General features: G+C 41.4%; 17 protein-coding genes and 1 pseudogene. 16 read left to right on the forward strand and 2 right to left on the reverse strand.

All coding sequences use genetic code 11. The features are described 5' to 3' along the window. Nucleotides 1–66: 66 nt before the first annotated feature. Nucleotides 67–429 (reverse strand): hypothetical protein, encoded by a 363-nt coding sequence (locus CRO21_RS07745; RefSeq protein ID WP_097078753.1) that lies wholly within the window; start codon nt 427–429, stop codon nt 67–69. A gap of 297 nt (nt 430–726) precedes the next feature. On the opposite strand from CRO21_RS07745, the gene CRO21_RS07750 reads away from it, so the two are divergent. The 12 genes from CRO21_RS07750 to CRO21_RS07800 all read left to right on the forward strand — a co-directional run bounded on the left by CRO21_RS07750 (nt 727) and on the right by CRO21_RS07800 (nt 13,359). After that, complete coding sequence (locus CRO21_RS07750) at nt 727–1,989, forward strand: putative DNA modification/repair radical SAM protein (protein ID WP_097078754.1); 1,263 nt, start codon at nt 727–729, stop codon at nt 1,987–1,989. Nucleotide 1,990: 1 nt separating this feature from the next. Further along, nucleotides 1,991–2,785, forward strand: coding sequence for a TIGR03915 family putative DNA repair protein (locus CRO21_RS07755; protein ID WP_097078755.1), 795 nt, complete (start codon nt 1,991–1,993; stop codon nt 2,783–2,785). Nucleotides 2,786–2,868: 83 nt separating this feature from the next. Then, a complete protein-coding gene (locus CRO21_RS07760; protein ID WP_097078756.1) occupies nt 2,869–5,319 on the forward strand; it encodes an ExeM/NucH family extracellular endonuclease in 2,451 nt (816 codons plus the stop codon). Between the two features lie 261 nt (nt 5,320–5,580). Next, complete coding sequence (locus CRO21_RS07765; RefSeq protein ID WP_378234926.1) at nt 5,581–7,113, forward strand: hypothetical protein; 1,533 nt, start codon at nt 5,581–5,583, stop codon at nt 7,111–7,113. Between the two features lie 6 nt (nt 7,114–7,119). Then, a complete protein-coding gene (locus tag CRO21_RS07770; protein WP_097078758.1) occupies nt 7,120–7,560 on the forward strand; it encodes a GNAT family N-acetyltransferase in 441 nt (146 codons plus the stop codon). A 338-nt stretch (nt 7,561–7,898) separates the two neighbouring features. Next, complete coding sequence (locus tag CRO21_RS07775) at nt 7,899–9,776, forward strand: DEAD/DEAH box helicase (RefSeq protein WP_097078759.1); 1,878 nt, start codon at nt 7,899–7,901, stop codon at nt 9,774–9,776. Between the two features lie 119 nt (nt 9,777–9,895). After that, entirely contained in the window at nt 9,896–10,027 is a 132-nt protein-coding gene (locus tag CRO21_RS17795; RefSeq protein ID WP_265734855.1) for a hypothetical protein, read from the forward strand. Nucleotides 10,028–10,106: 79 nt separating this feature from the next. Further along, complete coding sequence (locus tag CRO21_RS07780; RefSeq protein ID WP_097078760.1) at nt 10,107–10,940, forward strand: ABC transporter ATP-binding protein; 834 nt, start codon at nt 10,107–10,109, stop codon at nt 10,938–10,940. Next, nucleotides 10,937–11,716 (forward strand): lipid asymmetry maintenance ABC transporter permease subunit MlaE, encoded by a 780-nt coding sequence (gene mlaE / locus CRO21_RS07785; RefSeq protein WP_097078761.1) that lies wholly within the window; start codon nt 10,937–10,939, stop codon nt 11,714–11,716. The genes CRO21_RS07780 and mlaE overlap by 4 nt, the downstream gene beginning before the upstream one ends. After that, nucleotides 11,717–12,418, forward strand: a complete 702-nt coding sequence (locus CRO21_RS07790) for an MlaD family protein (RefSeq protein WP_097078762.1) — start codon at nt 11,717–11,719, stop codon at nt 12,416–12,418. A 13-nt stretch (nt 12,419–12,431) separates the two neighbouring features. Further along, nucleotides 12,432–13,058, forward strand: coding sequence for an MlaC/ttg2D family ABC transporter substrate-binding protein (locus CRO21_RS07795; RefSeq protein ID WP_097078763.1), 627 nt, complete (start codon nt 12,432–12,434; stop codon nt 13,056–13,058). Between the two features lie 10 nt (nt 13,059–13,068). After that, nucleotides 13,069–13,359 (forward strand): STAS domain-containing protein, encoded by a 291-nt coding sequence (locus tag CRO21_RS07800; RefSeq protein WP_097078764.1) that lies wholly within the window; start codon nt 13,069–13,071, stop codon nt 13,357–13,359. A 347-nt stretch (nt 13,360–13,706) separates the two neighbouring features. On the opposite strand, the pseudogene CRO21_RS07805 reads toward CRO21_RS07800, so the two are convergent. After that, nucleotides 13,707–16,023, reverse strand: a pseudogene (locus tag CRO21_RS07805) (penicillin-binding protein 1A); the annotation flags it as partial. A gap of 156 nt (nt 16,024–16,179) precedes the next feature. Between CRO21_RS07805 and CRO21_RS07810 the strand changes: the two are divergent. From CRO21_RS07810 to CRO21_RS07825, 4 genes are read left to right on the forward strand one after another with little or no spacing between them, the layout of a single operon-like run. Further along, nucleotides 16,180–17,238 (forward strand): pilus assembly protein PilM, encoded by a 1,059-nt coding sequence (locus CRO21_RS07810; protein WP_213064406.1) that lies wholly within the window; start codon nt 16,180–16,182, stop codon nt 17,236–17,238. After that, complete coding sequence (locus CRO21_RS07815; RefSeq protein ID WP_097078767.1) at nt 17,238–17,858, forward strand: PilN domain-containing protein; 621 nt, start codon at nt 17,238–17,240, stop codon at nt 17,856–17,858. Before CRO21_RS07810 ends, CRO21_RS07815 begins: the two co-directional genes overlap by 1 nt. Beyond that, a complete protein-coding gene (locus CRO21_RS07820; RefSeq protein WP_097078768.1) occupies nt 17,855–18,547 on the forward strand; it encodes a type IV pilus inner membrane component PilO in 693 nt (230 codons plus the stop codon). Before CRO21_RS07815 ends, CRO21_RS07820 begins: the two co-directional genes overlap by 4 nt. Next, entirely contained in the window at nt 18,544–19,083 is a 540-nt protein-coding gene (locus tag CRO21_RS07825; protein WP_097078769.1) for a pilus assembly protein PilP, read from the forward strand. Before CRO21_RS07820 ends, CRO21_RS07825 begins: the two co-directional genes overlap by 4 nt. Nucleotides 19,084–19,095: the final 12 nt, after the last annotated feature.

Below are 19,095 nucleotides of genomic sequence, written 5' to 3' on the forward strand. Positions count from 1 at the left end.
TAGAGCAGGCTAAAATGAAATAAGCAGGTATAGATGACCTGCTTATTTTGATCAAGAACATAGAAATTAAGATTTGGTTTTCTGATCAACTTTTTGTTTTAGTTCTGTACTGGTCTTTGTTACGGTGGCTTTTGTTGCCGTTTTAGCTTCAGTTGGTTTTACTGCATTTTTGCTTGCAGCGACTTTGTTATCGAGTTTTTTGCTTTCAGTTTTTGTAGCAGCGCTTGCTTTGTTGCTGTTATTTTTAACAGCAGTTTTTGCTGTGCCGGTAGAGGTTTTTATTTTTTGCTCGGCTTTATGGGTCTGTGTTTTTGCGATGGAAACACACTTTCCTTTTTCTAGGCTTGTGCCTGTTGGACAAGCTGCCATTGCGGTTGCACTTAAGGTGGCAAAGGTAACTGCCATAATAGACGCGATAATTTTATTCATTAAGTTTTCACTATATTGATCAGGAGAGAGTACCTATCGCTTATTATTCATATTAATTATGAATTGATTAAGAATACAAGGCTTTAAATTGTAAAGTGAGGCTTTTTCAGCATTCTAGATAGACCTAAATTTAATCGATATAAACTTTATTAATGATTTATCAATCCATCAATTGCCCGATCTAGATCGCAATAAAAACCAAAACCACACGTCAAACTGCGTCGTTATGGTGTCTTATCGGGCTTAATTTCATATTTTTTTTAGGCTACTTTAAACCTTTAAAAAAAGGTACTGATGATGTCCGAGCGAATCCGAGAAAAACTACATATTCTTGCCGATGCTGCCAAATATGATGTGTCTTGTTCATCTAGTGGTAGCAATCGTAAAAATAAAGACAAAGGCTTAGGTGACGCAAGTCGATCAGGGATTTGTCATACCTTTACTGAAGATGGGCGCTGCGTCTCCTTATTAAAAATATTATTTAGCAATGTCTGTATTTATGACTGTGCTTATTGTGTGTCCCGACGTTCTAATGATGTGCAGCGGGCAGCCTTTACCGTGCAGGAAGTGGTGGATTTAACCATTAACTTTTATCGTCGTAATTATATTGAAGGTCTGTTTTTAAGTTCAGGCATTTTTAAGTCTGCTGACCATACTATGGAACGTATGATGCAGGTGGTTAGAAAACTACGTTTGGAAGAGAATTTTAACGGTTATATTCACTTAAAAACCATTCCCGGGGCATCGCCGGAACTGATTCACGAAGCTGGCCTATATGCCGATCGAATGAGTATCAATCTGGAAATGCCGACGGAAACAGGACTTAAAATTTATGCTCCAGAAAAATCGCATCATGAAGTACAGAAAGATTTGGGGCTGGTACGTGATCGGCTGATTCAACTGAAAGATGAACGGCAAATCATCAAGCATGTACCGAAATATGTACCTGCGGGACAAACCACGCAAATGGTGGTGGGGGCTCATCAGGAAAGTGATCAGGACGTATTGATGATGGCAGATCATCACTATCGGGAATTTAAACTAAAACGTGTCTATTATTCGGGCTATATTCCGATTAATGCTGAACATCAGTTATTACCGGCGGTTGGTTCTGCACCGCCTTTATTGCGAGAAAACCGTTTGTATCAAAGTGACTGGCTGATGCGGTTTTATGGGTTTGCTGCCAGTGAAATTGTTAATGATCAGCATCCCAATCTGGATTTGGATGTCGATCCGAAACTGAGCTGGGCTTTACGCTATCCTGAACAATTTCCGGTGGATTTAAATTGTGCTGATTATCGTATGATTTTGCGTGTACCTGGGATTGGGGTGAAATCTGCCAAAAAGATTGTAAAAGCCCGTCGCTTTGGCAAAATTCATACCGATTTATTGAAACGGCTTGGTGTTGCTTATTCCCGTGCCAGACATTTTATCCGCTGCGAAGATAGTCCTTCCTTTCAAAAAGAATTACAACCACATCAAATACGGCAAAATATTCTGGAGAATAGTCACTCCAAATATATCAAACAGCTTTCGCCACAGCTGAGTTTGGGCTTTTAAAATGGCAACATTAGCACTGCAACGCTATCATTTTGATGGTTCAATGCGCGGATTATTATGCTGTGTATTTCGGGCATTTCAGTTTAAACAGTTTTATGTGGAACTTTGCCATCAGGGCTTATCCCAAAGTCATCTATTTGAAGATTTTATAGACGTTCCCTGTGATGAAGCAAAAGCCCAGCGTGTCTGGGAAGCCCTTAAACAAAAAGTTTCTGCATCGGCTTTACGGCAGCTTTATTTTGCTTATTTATCCGAATCAATAGATGCGCATCAACATCTATTTCATTATTGTATTTATGTTTTTCGTCAGCAATCACAAGTAGAAAAAGATTATTCCCATCCCAGTGTTCTAGCGATTGCACAGTGGGCAAAAAAAGTTGGTCGTGAAAAGCATCGTATGGAAGCCTTTGTTCGCTTTAAGAAGACGGCTGATGGCTTGTTTCTCAGTTTGATTCAGCCTGATTTTAATGTTCTGCCTTTAATCCAGCCACATTTTAAACGACGTTATCAGGATCAACGCTGGTTGATTTACGATGAAAAACGTCACTATGGACTTTATTATGATTTGCAGGAAATTCACGAGGTATCACTTTGCGCCAAAGAGATTGATGCACATATAGAGATCGGTTCAAGTCAACATTTTGTGGTGGCACTCGATACAGAGGAAATGTTATACGATCAACTCTGGAAAGATTATTTTAGTAGTATCAATATTCGGGAACGACAAAACATCAAACTGCATGTGCAATATGTGCCAAAACGCTACTGGCGTTATCTGAATGAAAAAATAATCTAAAGGAGAAAATTTATTTATTTTTCATGCCAATGTCATACCAAAAAAATAAACTGGTTCGAACTTTTTCTAGGGCGATATGCGTAATGAAAAATTCGAAACACAATATTTTAATGCAATCTTTTTTGCTGCTCGGCGCATCTAGCTGTTTTACGTCGGCATATGCACAATTAATGTTTAGTAACTATATCCATGGAAGTGGCAATAACAAAGGAATGGAAGTTTATAATCCTGATGCGGCAACCGTGAATTTGGCTGATTATCAAATTAAGCTTTTTGCAAATGGCGCAGCCGCAGATAAGCCGACAACGACTGTGACTCTGGCAGGATATTTGGCGAGTAAAGGGAAATATTTGGTTGGCCATGCAGATTTAAAAACAACGCTAGGTGATGCGGTTAAACAAGTCGGCAATCTCAATATGAATGGTGATGATACGCTTGTGCTTTACTATAAAGGAATTCCTGTCGATATCTTCGGTCAGGTTGGGTTTAGACCGGATACAGGCTGGGCCGTTTCAGGCAGTATTTTAACCGCAAAAAATAGTTTTGAGCGAACCAAAACCAGTAATAATGTTTCGGGCAGTGGCATAGACATTTATCAAACATTTGATGTGAATGAATCATGGAAAATCTGGTCAAGTCCGACCGCATATTCAACTTACTTAACACTTGATACAACATCAACGACACCAGCAGAAGCATTAAGCTGCACCTCAACATATACATCAATTTCTGATGTGCGTAAAGGCAGCGAAAACACCAAATATAATGTGCGAGGCATCATTACTGCTGATTATCGCTACGCCAATGGACATGATGGCTTTTTTCTGCAAACACCAGATACGACGGCAAAATCTGGTGTAAGTAATGGTATTTTTGTCTATGTGCCTACCATTACAGATGCAAAAGTAGGTGATGACGTTATTTTGAATGGGACCTTGGGTAGCTATAACAATCAGCTTCAAATCAAAGATGTAAGCAAAGTCCGGACCTGTAATACTTCGCTTTCTGCACTGGTTAAACCCAAGTCACTCACTTTGCCACTGAGTAGCCTGAGTTTGCTCGAGCAGTATCAAGGTGAATTGATTGAATTCAAACCGACTCAGACTTTAACCATTAGTGAAAATTATAACTACGGACGTTATGGTGCCTTAAGCTTAACACCTTCTCGTTTGTTTATACCCACCCAGCTTTATCCGGCAGGCTCGTCCGAGGCAAAAACTTTGGCTGAACTCAATGAACGTTCGGAAATTAACCTTGACGATGGCTATGGTAAACAGAACATTAATCCATTATGGCCACTAAATTTTAGTTCAGCAAATACTTTGCGTGCAGGTGCACAGCTTAATGTCAATGTGAAAGGCGTGCTTTCCCGTATGGCCTATGGTTATGCGATCCAACCGATCTTAACTGAAAGTACCGTCGAAGTCGTAGCCGATAGTAATAAACGGCCGTCCATAGTTGCCAAAGACAGCAAGCAGATTCGGGTTGCAGCATTTAATGTTCTGAACTATGACAATGGGGCAGAACAAGGTTTTCCAACCGAGCGTGGTGCGACCACAGAAGCAGAATTTAAACGTCAGCATGCAAAAATTGTTGCAGCATTAAAGGACATTGATGCAGATGTCTATGGATTAATGGAAATTGCCAACAATGGTTATGATAAAGACAGTGCACTGGCATATTTAACCAATGCTTTAGGTGCCGACTGGCAATATGTTACGCCAAAATCTGCTGATAAACTGGGTGGCGATGCCATTGCCGTGGCGATTATCTATAACAGCAAACGCGTCAAACCTGTAAATGATCCGGTGACTTTTGATTTTGCAGATAATAAAACCCGTACCACCATTGCACAAAGTTTCCAGCCAATTTCGGGTGGAAAAACCTTTACGGTTGTTCCGCAGCATTTAAAATCAAAAAGTTGTTCCGGGGCGACCGATACAGAAGCGGATCAAAATGATGGGCAAAGCTGCTGGAATCCGACACGCAAAACTTCGGTCGAAAAATTAATACAATGGTTAGCAAAAAATCCGACAGGCGTAACAAAAAGCAATACGCTGATTCTGGGAGATATGAACAGTTATGCCAAAGAAGAACCGATTTTACTTTTGCAACAAGCAGGTTTTAAAACATTATTGACCGATGAAAATATTGGGGAAGGTAAAGCAGGGTACAGCTATGTCTTTGGTGTTGCCAGTAATAGCACAGGTCATGGTGGAGCAGGGAGTTTGGATCATGCGCTTGCTGATGCCGATCTCTATCCGCTGGTGAAGAAAACCTTTGCATGGCATATTAATGCCGATGAGCCAACAGTACTGGATTATAACGAAGAGTATAAAACTGATGAGCAAAAAGCATTATTCTATGCCGAAGATGCTTATCGTTCTTCTGATCATGATCCTGTGATTGTGGATCTGGATTTAAATGAGGCCAGTACCACAGGTAAAACCAGTTCGGGGAGTTTCGGGATTTGGACCATGTTTGGTTTGATCGGAATGGGATTGATCTCAACTCTTAGTCGTCGTAACAAATAGAGATGAAACAGTTTAATGTTTAAGAGGCTGTTATCGACTAATGTCGATGACAGCTTTTTTGTCATAAGTTGATAATCAAGACAGTGTAAATATACATTCAATTCGGTCATTAATTACATGATCAAAGTTGAGTATTGAAATCTAACGACTCGCAATACACTAAAACAAAACTTAACCACAATGAGCTTTTTGGTCAGTTATTTTACCGCAATTTTTTGTCATGATTAACTGTTAGCTTTTTTTGATGATGATTGTAATCGTATGGAGACGCATAATATGTCTACAAAAAATAATGATGGCATCCAGTTTCCTGTATTAGAACAGACCGGTAAACCCAGTACATCAGGTTTTGGTAAAACGGTTATTCATGCTGCATTACAGGCAGCTGCGGCACCGCAATCCGTAGATGTATTAAAAGAAAAAAACTGGCGCAGAAATTATCCCTACTATTTTAAAGCATTGGTACAGCATAGCATTCAGTCGGTCGATGCCGCATTGAAAATTGCCGAAAAAGGACTGCACACTGCACAGCAAGCCTTAGTTTTTCATCGTGATGGCAAAACTTATACATTGAATGATGCGATGCAGAGTCCACAAGATTTTAGCTTTGCCAAATTCACTTTAAAAGGTGAGGGAAATAAGGAAATTGCTGAATGGGGGATTCCCTATCATGGCAAGTTTTTAACCGGACAGGCCTTGTTAGAGCAAATCGATATTTGGCAGACCAATGGCATTATTGATCCAACCCATGCAGATGCATTAAAAACTGTTTATCAGCATCCAGAATGGTTCGATTTATCGCAACGTACAGTGGTATTGTTTGGCGCTGCTTCCGAAGCAGGACCTTTGACATGGTTGTCGAAATGGAAAGCCAATATCGTTGCCATTGATTTACCCAATGAAAAAATCTGGCAACGAATTCAGGATACCATCCGTAAGGGTAATGCCACATTGATTGCGCCAATGCAGCAAGGGAAAAATGGTGAGCGGGTTTTGGGTGTCGATTTACTGCAACAGGCGCCGGAAATTGCCAGCTGGCTGGCAAGTTTTAGGCAACAGCTGGATTTGGCTGGGATTGCCTATCTCGATGGTGAAAAGCATGTGCGTGTATCGCTTGCAATGATTTCGATTATGCAGAAAATCAGTCAGTTAAAATCTGACAGTAGCATTATGTTTATGCTCACCCCAACAGATATTTATGCCATTCCAAAGCGTGTGATAGAAGCCATTGAGCAGCGTAAACAAAAACGTACGCAGATCGAAAAGTTTTTATCCAAAGCTGTCAATAAAGTGTCGTTCTCACATTTCTTTCAACCTAATGACGAATCCTTGTATGCATCGGATAATGGTCAGCAATATGCCATTGCTGATTGTATGGTGGTAGAACAGGGGCCGAATTATGCTTTGGCCAAACGTTTACAACAATGGTATGCCTTAATTGCACGTCAGCAAGGACAAAAAGTATCGATTAATATTGCGCCATCGACCACAACCCGATCAGTGATTAAAAATCCATTGTTGAAAGCCGCTTTTGAAGGCGCAGATTTGTTTGGTGTGGAAGCTTTTAGTCCAGAAACCACCAATGCCATTATGGCGGCATTATGGATTTACGATCTTAATTGTCCAGATAGCGTGGCTAATCCACAAAATACGCTGGAACATCCATTAAAATTGATCATGGAAAATGCCAATCATGGCGGTTTGTGGTATGTGCCTTATCTGGCAAGAACAGCTTTACCTTTTGCAGCCATTTATGGGTTTACGCTGGGTAAATTGGCGAAATTGAAAAAGTAGCAGTTAATGTATGAATTAAATGGAATACGCATATCCCGTAAAGATGGGAAGCAAATCCATATTCGGTCTTTTCAAAACAAAGATTTGCCCGCAGTTTTTCAACTTTTGCAATCGCATGGCTGGTCACATCGAATAGTCAGTCAAGTATTTCTTGAGCAGCTTATTGCCAATTCACAATTGGTGTATGTGGTGGAGTGCCAGTCTCAAATCATAGGTTTTGCCCGGGCCATCACTGACTTCTTATCGAATGGCTATTTATCCATGCTGGTGGTGGATAGAACATTTCAGCGCCAAGGGATTGCCTCACAACTGATAAAAACATTGATGGCGCAGGCACCCGCAGTGACTTGGGTGCTACGTGCCGGACGAGAAGGTGCAGGCGACTTTTTCCAGTCTCAGGGATTTAAGTTTTCTGAGATTGCAATGGAACGTTCTAGACCTGAATAAAACAAACTATTTTAATAAGTATATCTTTTTTAGTTTTTTGCTGTTATACTTGCCGAACGCACGAATTTTCCGTTCTTACCTGAACATTTCCTTTTAAATACTACCTATAGTCTGCGTAGTCTGCGCGTGTTGTCCAATGAGAGGACGTTCCCTTCGCGCCGAATCGCCTAAGCGATTTTTCAGGTTGCAGCCGTAATCATGTGTGCGTTTATAGACCACATCGTCTTAAATCGGATATCTACTTGAAATAGTGGGTAAAAGCTTGAGCTTTGCCGCCTGATGCCGATGTATTACATACAAATTTTAAAATTGGAGCACCTGAATAGGTGGAACTCTCTATGAGCAAGACATTTGCAGATTTTTCTCTCGCAGAATCATTACAACTCGCCTTAACAGACTTAGGTTTTACTGCACCAACACCAGTACAAGAACAAGCAATTCCTGCTGCCCTAGAAGGTAAGGATTTATTGGTTTCTAGCCAAACAGGTTCAGGTAAAACAGTAGCATTTTTATTGCCAACATTAAATGCAATTGCACAAGAAGATACTTTTGTACCATTTAAAGAACGTATGCGTGCAGTACCTGCACCATCAATTCTGGTACTTTGCCCAACCCGTGAATTGGCACAGCAAGTTAGCCATGATGCTATTGATCTGGTTCGTCACATGAAAGGTGTGCGTGTCGCAGCTGTGATGGGTGGTATGCCATTTGCAAAACAAATTCAACAGTTAAAAGGTGCGCAGGTTTTAGTTGCGACTCCAGGACGTTTACTGGATTTAGTTAATCGTCGTCAATTAAAACTCAATCAGGTTAAAGCGTTAATCGTTGATGAAGCAGACCGTATGCTGGATCTGGGTTTCTCTGAAGATCTGGAAGCGATCAGTGATTTGGCTAGTGAGCGTGATCAAACTCTGATGTTCTCTGCAACATTTGCTGGTCGTATTATTTCACTTGCTGAACGCATGATGAATTCACCTGAGCGTATCGCAATTGAAACTGGCCATACCACCAATACTGATGTAACACAAACCTTGCATTGGACTGATGGTTTTGAACATAAGAAAAAATTACTGAATCACTGGTTAAGTGATGAAACGCTTGATCAAGCGGTTGTCTTTGCTTCTACCCAAGAAGATACTGATATGCTGGCTGAAGAGTTGGCTGAATCTGGTTTTTCTGTGGTTGCATTGCACGGTGCGATGCCACAATCGGTTCGTAACCGTCGTTTACGCAGCATCCGTGAAGGTAAAGCAAAAATTTTGGTGGCAACCGATGTTGCAGCACGTGGTTTAGACGTACCGACAATCTCTCACGTGATTAACTTTGGTCTTCCAATGAAAAATGAGGACTATGTTCACCGTGTGGGTCGTACTGGCCGTGCTGGTCGTTCAGGTCAGGCAGTCACTTTGGCGACTTACCGTGAACGTGGCAAAATTCGTGCATTGGAAGATTACTTGGAAACACGTTTAAATGTTTCTGAAATTGAAGGTTTAGAGCCATCTCCACCACAAGAACGTCCTCGTCGTAGTGGTGCCGGTGCTGGTGGTAAGAAACAAGGTGATCGCCGTGGTGGACGTGGTGGCTTTGATCGCTCTTCAGACCGTGGCGGACGTAGTGATCGTCCAGAAGGTCGCAGTTTTGGTGGTGGTTTCGCTGGTAAGCGTCGTGTTGAAGGCGAAGGTCACTTCAAACGTGATGAGCGTAGCCCACGTCGCGAATATGCATCGACTGATGCTGTAGGTCAATTTGCTGGTAAGCCACGTTCCGATAAACCACGTTTCAATAATGATGATAATCGTGGTAACCGTGCTGATTATCAACCACGTGGTGATCGTCCAGAAGGTCGTAGTTTTGGTCAGGGTGATCGTCCTGCACGTAAAGATTTTGGTGACCGTCCGCCACGTCGTGAATTTGGTAATGGCGATCGTCCAGCACCGCGTAAAGATTTTGGTGATCGTCCACCGCGTCGTGAATTTGGTAATGGCGATCGTCCAGCACCACGTAAAGATTTTGGTGATCGTCCACCGCGTCGTGAATTTGGTAATGGCGACCGTCCAGCACCACGTAAAGATTTTGGTGATCGTCCGGTTCGTCGTGAGTTTGGTAACAGTGAACGTCCAGCTCGTCGCGAATTTGGTCAACATGATAATACTGAACGTCGTTTTTCCCAAGGTGATCGTGGCGAACGTCGTAAATGGTCAAGCGATAAATCTTAATTTTTAGGGTTTATTAAAAAAACACGCTTTAGGGCGTGTTTTTTTATGGCTATTCTAAAAACAACGGCTATGTTAAAATATGTGATGATATATACATTTTTTTATTTTAAGGAGCATCTGTGCCGTATATTTTTGTTGCATTGGTCATGTTGAATGCTGTTTATCTCAGTTATTCGGTCATTAAAGAAAAATTTAAATCAAATGATGTACAATATGTCTTACATCTCCATCAAGATGTAGATAAAAAGTAATTTTTATCATAATTATAACGATATTTTCGACATTTCTTTGTAAGATATGCCTTTCCTATAATGGATAGATAATAGAAATATGAATCCATCTTTCCAATCTCAAGATTATGTACAAAATCATGCACTGGTCGAAGTGAAAAATCTAAGCTTCAATCGGGGCACACGTATTATTTATGACAATATTAATGTCACGATTCGTCGTGGGCAAATTACTGCATTTATGGGGCCTTCGGGTACAGGGAAAACGACACTATTGCGTTTAATTGGTGGGCAACTTAAGCCAGATCGAGGACATGTGCTGCTTGATGGTAAAGATATTGGCAGTATGTCACGTAAAGAATTGTTTGAAGCGCGTGCTCGTATGGGCATGTTATTTCAAAGTGGTGCTTTATTTACCGATATGAGTGTGTATGAGAATGTGGCGTTTCCAATTCGTGCACATACCAAATTGCCAGAAAATCTGATTGGCGAGATTGTCGGCTTAAAGCTTGAAGCAGTTGGATTACGTGGCGCAGAAAAATTAATGCCTTCAGAATTGTCAGGCGGGATGAATCGTCGTGTGGCTTTGGCGCGTGCAATTGCTCTGGATCCGGAATTGATCATGTATGATGAACCCTTTGCCGGACAGGATCCGATTGTGATGGGTGTGTTAAGCAGATTGATTCGTTCATTACGAGAAGCATTGGATTTGACCACGATTATTGTCTCGCATGATGTCGAGGAAACACTCTCTATTGCCGATTATATTTATGTGGTTGCAGAAGGCATTGTTCAGGGCGAGGGCACACCTGATGAACTTCGAGCACACCCAAATGCATTTGTACAACAGTTTCTAAACGGTTCAATTGATGGTCCTGTCGATTATCAGTTTAGCCATACACCTTATTTGGCACAGCAAGAGGTAGCACAATGAATGCAATAGCTTTGCTTGGACGGCGAGTGATTGAGAGAGTCCAGGGCATTGGTATGGCGACCCTCATGTTATTGCAAGTTTTTCTTTCAGTACCAACATGGCAAGGGGTGCGTTTGTTTATTTATCAAATGTATCGCGTTGGCGTGATGTCTTTGCTGATCATCAGCGTCTCCGGATTGTTTATTGGTGGTGTGCTAGGCTTGCAGATGTACAGTATTCTGGTGAATTTTGGTAGTGAAGCAATGTTAGGTACAGCTGTTGCCTTGACCTTGTTGCGAGAACTTGCACCCGTGGTTGCTGCGTTATTATTTGCAGGTCGGGCTGGTTCAGCACTGACCGCAGAAATTGGATCGATGAAACAAAGCGAGCAACTTGCCAGTATGGAAATGATTGGTGTTGATCCATTAAAGCAAATCATTTCACCACGGTTATGGGCGGGTATTGTCAGTTTACCGATGCTCTCCGTAGTCTTTGCGGCGGTAGGGATTATTGGCGGTAAATTGATAGGCGTCGATTTCTTGGGTGCGGATAGTGGTTCGTTCTGGAATAGCATGCAGGCATCCGTCGAATTTGGACAAGATGTGTTTAATGGCACCATCGTAAAAAGTATTGTCTTTGCTGTGATCTGTACATGGATTGCGGTTTATCAGGGTTATGCTTGTGAGCCTACACCTGAGGGTATTGCAACTTCTATGACGCGTACCGTTGTGTATTCGTCTTTGTGTGTTTTGGGTTTTGATTTTGTGTTGACTGCGGTCATGTTCGGAGTGAATTAAATGAAATCGCGTACAGTTGAGCTGGCCGTTGGCATATTTGTAATTCTATTTGCAGCGGCATTATTTTTGCTGGCAATGCGTGTCAGTGGTTTGGCTGGTAGTAATTTAGGCGAAACCTATACTTTAACTGCCAAGTTTGACAACATTAGTGGTTTAAAAGAGCGTGCAAAAGTGACGATTAGTGGGGTCAAGGTTGGACAAGTGCAAAAAATTGCGTTTGATCCGATGGTTGATCGTGCCATTGTGACTATTGCCATGGATAAAAAACTCACCACTTTTACTCCAGAGCAATTAAAGCAGGTGGAAAAAAATGCGCTTGAGGATTTGAAATACAGCTATGAGTATGAGCAGGCCGATGCTGCACAACAAAAAGCTATGGAAAAGCAACTCATTGATAACATGAAACACATCACCACCATTGATGAAGATGCTTATATAAAAGTCGCAACCAATGGCATTATTGGTGAAAAATATTTAAAGGTTGAGCCAGGTGGTGCGTTTACTTATATTGCTCAGGGTGGCAGTTTTCCAGACACCCAGACGCAGGGTACAGTGGAAATTGAAGATCTAGTGAATAAGTTTATTACCAATAGCTCGACCTCACAAAATACCAGTCAGGCGGCAGAGCAACAACCGGCTTCAAGCCCAGCGACGACTGCATCACAACAATCAAGTGATGATGCTGCATTATTTAAAGAATGATAGGAGACACAGTATGACAGCCATGAACAAAGTATTACTTGCGACGGCAGTAACAAGTATGTTGGCTAGCTCATTGACTTTTGCTGCGCCTAAAGAAGCGCCACCGGATTTTGTCAAACGTATTTCAGACCAAATGATTGCACAACTGAAGCAAAATAAAGGTCAGCTACAAAATTCTACGGTCATCAATAAACTGGTTTCACAGAATATTGAGCCTTATGTGGATGAACAAGGTTTTTCACGCTTGGTGATGGGGCAGTATTATTCCAACCAATATACAACGCCTGCACAACGTGGACAATTTACCAAAAATTTCCGTGACAGTATTATCAAAACCTACGCAAAAGGTTTGGCACAATACAGTAATGAAGGCTATACCTTGCGCCCTTATAGAGATACAGGCTCGCAATATCCAGTGGTCATGATGGATTTTAAAGCGACCAATGGTAATAAAATTCCAGTTGGATTCCAGTTGGTGGATAAAAACAACCAATGGAAAATCCGTAATATCAATGTAAGTGGTATCGACCTTGCCCTGACTTTCCGTGATCAGTTTAAATCAACGGTACAGCAAAACGGTGGCAACATTGATAAAGCCATTGCTAGCTTTAAACCTGATGCGGATGTCGCTAAAAAATAAGGATATAACGATGACAGCTGTTGAATTTAAAAATAATCAGCTTTATCTGAATGGTCAGGTTGATTTTGACAATGCGCAGCAAATTTATCAGCAAGGACTTGTGCAACTCAAACAACAGCAGTCTTGGCCTATACAGGTAAATCTGTCTAATTTAAAGCATGGTAATACACTGGTTTTAGCCATTTTCATTCAATGGTTAAGAGCATCCCCAAGCATGCAAAGTCTGAAATTAACAGCGGTACCCGAAAAAATGAGAGGCATTATCCGCGCTAGTAATTTACAGCAATTATTAGAAGCTTAGTTTTCTTTGTAATAAAAAAGCGAACTCTAATCTGTTCGCTTTTTTTATATCTTGAGATTAGAAAATACTATTAGGATGGACCTGCTCGGTATTATTGCCAGCATTCTGCTTGTTTTGCGGTGTCGCTTGGTTGATAGCTGGCGGTGTTGCACTATCCGGTATCAGAATTTCTTCACCGGGTAAATCGGAGAAATCATGATCACGTAGGTTATTCTGTGGATTGCTAATTGTTGGTGGACGATAGATCGGACGTGCAACTGGCGGTGTTTCTTTTTGCTGACGTAAATAGTCTTCATCGACCAAGCTGTTGTCCATCGTTTGTTGATCAATGGTTTTGTTTCCATTTTGATCTAGTTTTACCCAAGCCAGCGGTTGGTTTTTGAGTGCGCCTCCCATAAAGTCTGTCCAGATTGGCAGTGCTGCCACACCACCATATTCACGTCGACCTAAGGTACTTGGTGCATCAAAGCCTACCCATGCCACAGCAACCAAATTACCATTAAAACCGGCAAACCATGCATCTTTTGCATCATTGGTGGTTCCTGTTTTTCCGCCTAGATCGCTACGACCCAGTTTTAACGCTGCACGGCCTGTACCGTGTTGAATCACATCACGTAAAATATTTGCCATATCATAGGCAGAACTTGATTTTAAAATACGTTGTGCTTTGCGATATTGTCCGGAAATTTTTGCATCGGGATTTTGATCAGCATTTGAATTGACGTTTTGGTCATTGTTAGCTTGCGCAACAATGGTATTGTCTGCATTATTATTGGTCAGTAGCGTGACATTCTCATCATCTTGTGGATCTGTCTCGACATCTGCTTGCTGTGTGATGTTTTTTTCCTGTTCGATTACACAGCTAATACATGCGTAGGCAGGGTTTGCCTTGAAAATGGTTTGTCCAAAAGCATCATTAATATGATCGATAAAATAGGGTTGTACCCGATATCCGCCATTGGCAAAGGTAGCATAGCCAGTGGCCATCTGGATCGGTAATACCTGTGGTGTCCCTAAGGCAATGGTATAATTCCTTGGAATTTGATCTTCATGTAAGCCCATATCCATAAAGAATTGACGGGTACGTTCAATGCCTACATTCTGTAAAATTCTGACTGAAACCGTATTACGGGATAAATATAGTGCGCGGCGTAAAGGGATCATACCCAAATAACGTCCGTCAGAGTTTCTGGGTGACCATTTGCCAATCGTGATGGGCGCATCACTGAGCATGGTATAGGGTGTCATACCACGTTCTAATGCGAGCGCATAAACAAAAGGTTTAATCGTAGAACCCGGTTGACGCCAGCCTTGAACAGCACGATTGAATTTTGATTGGTAGAAATTGAAACCACCGGCAATGGCTTCAAGCGCACCACTATTGGGATTTAGGGCGATTAATTGGCCCTGTACTTTTGGCACTTGAACCAAGCTCCAGCTGGTTTTATCAGCATTGGGTCGGACACGAACAATATCATTGACTTTAACAATTTGTGAAGCCCGGCTTGCAGCGGGGCCCGGATTATTGGCATTTCTATATAATCTGACCCAGTTCATCCCAGACCATGGAATAGTGACTGTTGATCCGTCTTTGAGTTCTGCTTCGAAACTACTTTGATTGACTTTAATCACTTTGGCGGGCCACATATTGGCAAAAGTAATAAAGTCCTTTAACGGTTTGTCGTGTGCTTCTGCCCCTCGCCAGCCATGACGACGATCATAAGCTTCCAGACCAGAACGTACAGCTTCTTCTGCGAGTTCCTGACGATGACTATCCACTGTGGTATAGACTTGAAAACCGGAATTGATGACTTGTGGCCCAAATTGGCTTACCAGTTCTTTTCGTACCAGCTCTGCGAGGTAGGGGTATTTTTCTTGAATTTTACGGTTATAGAGTTTTAATTGGATTGGTTCGGCAATCGCCTGTTCATATTGTTGTTGTTCAATGTAGCCCAATTGCAGCATTCGGCCAAGAATCCAGTTGCGGCGTTCTAATGCGCGTTCTGGATTGGCGACGGGATTATATTTTGATGGTGCTTTAGGTAGACCTGCAATCATGGCCTTTTCGGCCAGTGTTAGTTGGCTTAGGGTTTTATTATAATAAATTTGTGCAGCTGCCTGAATGCCATAGGCATTTTTACCTAAAAAGATCTTATTGACATATAGGGTTAAAATTTCCTCTTTGCTTAGGTTTTCTTCTATTTTTCGTGCAAGAAAAATTTCAGTCAGTTTACGTCTTAAAGTACGTTCAGGGGTGAGGTAATAGTTTTTTGCGACTTGCATGGTGATGGTTGAGCCACCTGTCTGTGCAGCACCGCTGACAGTTTCTGTAATGGCACGGCCTAAACCTTTAAAACTTACACCGCTATGCTCAAAAAAAGATGAATCTTCGGCCGCTAAAAAAGCATGAATCAAATCGGGTGGGATATTTTGATATTGTACCGGCATGGACAGACGATCACCAAATTCGGCGATGAGTAATTGATCTTTGGTGAAGATCTGTAATGGTTTTTCTAAGGGTGCCTTTTGCAGGCTATTCATGCTGGGCAAAGACGGCGCGATATATAAATACATGCCATAAAATGCCATGGGAACAGATAATAATCCTAAAATTATAATTGAAAAAATCGGATGAATCTGTCCATGAGATGATAGCTTTTTCATAATAACTGGGTTTTAATAAGCACGATGTGTAGTGAAATTGGAAAGTACCTGTAAGTATAGCGATAAGCTATGCAGATTGTTAGCAATAAAATGCTGCGAAGATAAAAAATGGTGCAGATTCCATATTTCTCAGGGGATAAAAATAGGAAACGCATAGTGCTTAAATTAAATTCTAAAGCATCTAAGGGTGTTGTGGGTATAGATATTAGTTCTACTTCTGTAAAGTTAATACAACTTAGTGAAAAAAATGGCAAGTTTCAGGTTGAAGCATACGGGGTGTTGCCATTGGCGGAAAATGATGTAATGGATAAAACCATTATGCAGCCTGAAAATGTAGGGGAGGTTTTGGAGCGAACCTATAATTTGGCAAATCCGAGTCTTAAGCAAACAGCTGTTGCTGTGCCTACGATTTCAGCCATCACTAAAATTATTGAAATGGATGCAGACATGAATGATGATGAACGTGAAGTTCAGATTCGTATGGATGCAGAACAATATATTCCATATCCTTTGGATGAAGTCAGCCTGGATTTTGAAATTTTAAGGCGCAATACGCGCAATCCAAACAAAGTGGATGTCCTGCTGGTTGCAACACGGACCGAAAATGTCGAAAAACGGGTGGAAGTGGTTGAACTGGCTGGACTAAAAGCAAAAATTGTTGATGTTGAGTCTTATGCATTGGAGCGTTCTTACGCCTTGCTTGCAGACAGTTTGCCCATGGGCGCAAATTTAGTTGGTGTATTGGATATTGGCCATACACAAACTACACTTACTGTCCTAGACCGTGGCAAGGTGATCTATAGTCGGGAGCAAAGCTTTGGTGGAAAACAACTGACGCAGGAAGTTCAGCAACGTTATGGTCTGTCTTATGCAGAAGCAGGTTTTGCTAAAAAAGAACGTAATCTACCCGATGATTATGAAACTGAAATTCTTTATCCCTTTATGGACGCTTTGGCACAACAAGCTGCCCGATCATTACAATTTTTCTTTTCTTCTTCACAATACTCAGAGATTGATCATTTGTTATTGGCAGGGGGCGGTGCGAATATTCAGGGTTTACCCAAATTATTGCAAAATAATTTAGGCTATCGTGTCACAGTGGCAAACCCCTTCTTGCGCATGAGCTATGCGCCACAGGTAGATTTGAAAAAACTAGAAAAAGATGCTTCGTCTTTATTGGTGGCATGTGGGCTGGCATTAAGGAGTTTTGACTGATGGCGAAAATAAATTTATTGCCTTGGCGTGAAGAACGTCGAGCACAACGCAGAAAAGAATTTATCGCTGTCAGTACTGGCGTGGTGATATTAGGGATTATTTTATCAGCATTAATCTGGATGTCTTATAATCATCAACTTGATGAGCAAAATGCTGCAAATGAAAGTATCGTGAGGGAAAACCAGAAACTTAATCAACAGCTTAAAGCGCTTGATGGTTTGCAAGTACGTCGTGATGAAATTGTGGAACGTATGAAACTGATTCAGGATCTACAAGGTGTAAGACCTGTGATTGTGCATATATTTGATGAAATCTCAAAATTAACCCCACAAAATATGTATTTAACTGGTTTTTCAAGACAGGGCGATAAATTTTCGATTAGCGGAAAAGCTTTGGATCCAAATGTGGTTTCAGATTTTTTAAGAAATCTTGGTGGGTCACCATGGTTTAGAAATGCCTTTATGAATTCTTTTATTGCAGGTGAAATCAAGCCGCAGCAACAGGGTGCAGTCGCACCTCGTGTAGAAGATGCTTATGGTACCTTTTTGGTGACAGTAGATATGGGGGATATGAGTACCATTCTTGTCGCACCGCAGAAAAATGACGAGGTGGCACCATGAGTATGGAAGATATGGATCAAATTGATCAGGCAGAAGGAAAAGCCAAAAAAGGCTTTTCTTTTGAACGCTATGTTCAGCAGTTACAACAAATGGATATGGAAAACATTGGTGCTTGGCCAGCTTCAGTCAAGTTTACCATGTATGTATTTATCCTTGTTCTGATCTGTGTGTTGGCTTATTTTGTTCTTATTCGTGGGGTACAGGATAGGATTTCGCAAGCGGAAGCACAGCAGCAGAATTTATTAAATGAATTTCGTGATAAAAATTCCAAGTTGAGAAACTTGCAGCAATATCAGGCACAAGTGCAATTAATGGAGGTCCAATTCAATCAGCAACTGGATCAATTGCCAAAGGAAACTGAAATTCCTGATCTGGTTGAAGATATTAATATGGCCGGTGTTTCTTCGGGGCTTGAATTTAAAAATATCCAGTTATTGCCAGAAGTAAAACAGGAGATTTTTATCGAACAGCCGATTGATATTTCGGTATCGGGGCATTATCACAGTATGGGCGGTTTTGTCAGTGCGATTGCGGCTCTGCCACGTATTGTTACTTTACATGATTTTGATATCAAGGCTGAAGAGGTAAAAGGCAGTGAAGTGCCCAAGCTTTTGATGAATGTAAAGGCAAAAACCTATCGCTATATGACTGAAAATGATAAAAATAAACTTGAGGAGAGTAAGAAATGATAGATAAAGCTCGCCTCAGTCAGGTTGTTTTATTTGGGCTGGCTGCATTGATATTAGGTGGATGTGAATCACGTACAGAAAATGCAATGATCAAGATGCAGGAAATTCGCAATCAACCGCCTTTACCGGTTGAACCGCCACCTACATTTACGCCAGTCCCTAATTATATTTATAGCAGTTTTCAGCTAAAAAGTCCTTTTGTACCTACCAGTATTGCAAATGAGTTGAGGATTATGTCGGGTAAACGTGTTTATCCGAATCTCGCCCGTCCTTTACAGCCGCTTGAAAGTTATGCTTTGGAAGAGTTGTTGATGAAAGGTACCATGCGTGGTGCCTCCGGTAATATCATTGCTTTGGTAAGGACGCCTGATGGCGAAATTGAGCAGGTACAAAAGGGCAATTATATGGGTAAAAACCATGGCAGAATTGTAGGGATTACAGCAAATGAAATTTCCTTAATTGAGGTTGTGCCAGATGGTCAGGATGGGTTTATTGAACGTCCACGTAATCTGGTTCTATATGGCAATGCTCAATAGTAGGAAGAATAC

Origin of the sequence: Acinetobacter puyangensis (genome assembly GCF_900096995.1) — a bacterium.
Taxonomy (GTDB): Bacteria; Pseudomonadota; Gammaproteobacteria; order Pseudomonadales; family Moraxellaceae; genus Acinetobacter; species Acinetobacter puyangensis.